General features: G+C 46.3%; 1 protein-coding gene. It reads left to right on the forward strand.

Annotation, left to right across the window (positions count from 1 at the left end; translation table 11 throughout):
• Window positions 1-45: 45 nt before the first annotated feature.
• Window positions 46-959: IS66 family transposase (locus ACTQZS_RS15360; protein WP_441476592.1), on the forward strand; the 914-nt coding region annotated here is incomplete at its 3' end.

Raw genomic sequence — 959 nt, forward strand, 5'->3', positions numbered from 1 at the left:
CTCCTTCTTCGGTATAATAAAGACATCGAAAGTGAGGAAGAAAAAATGCCAGGCCATTATTCAAAGGAAGAATTAAATCAGCTGGATAAACAATCGCTGATCCTATTGGTTACAGCTATGCAGGATCAGCTTCAGCAGATGAATGATTCTCTGAATCGCCTTACCGAACAGATCGCAGCTGCGAATCAGTATCGGTTTGGCCGTCATTCGGAAAAGATGAATGACTTCGACAGCCAGCTGAGCATTTTTGACCTTCTGAATGAAGCAGAACATACCATTGAAACTGCTTCCGATCTTCATGAACCAGATGCGGATGAAGTTGTCATTACTTACCGCCGCAAAAAAGCCAGAGGAAAACGAGAGGTCGACCTAAAGGATCTTCCGGTTGAAAAGATCGACCACGTTCTTCCGGATGAAAAGCTTCATGAAATCTTTGGAGATAAATGGAAGGCTCTGCCGGATGAAGTCTATAAACGTCTGGTCTATGAACCGGCAAGATATGTCGTAGAGGAACATCATGTCAAGGTCTATGCCGGAAGCGATAATCAGACGATCGTAAAAGCAGACCGCCCGACAGACCTTCTTCGTGGCAGCATTGTCACCCCATCTCTGGAAGCCGGTATTCTAAACGCCAAGTATGTCAATGCCGTACCATTATACCGCCAGGAACAGGAACTGAAGCGCAACGGGATCAACCTCTCCCGTCAGGTTATGGCAAACTGGACAATCCAGTGTGCGGATCGATATCTTGCGGTCCTGTATGACTGGCTTCATAAACAGATCTATAACTATCATGTGCTGCAGGCTGATGAAACACCGGTAATCGTCACAAAAGACGGTCGTCACGCGGGAGCCAAAAGCTATATGTGGGTCTACCGTACAGGGAAGATGTATCGTGACAAACCGATCATCCTCTACGAATATCAGAAAGAACGAAAAGCGGATCATCCGCGTGAGTT

The sequence above is a fragment of the Bilifractor sp. LCP19S3_H10 genome (genome assembly GCF_052119185.1).
Lineage (GTDB): Bacteria > Bacillota > Clostridia > Lachnospirales > Lachnospiraceae > Bilifractor.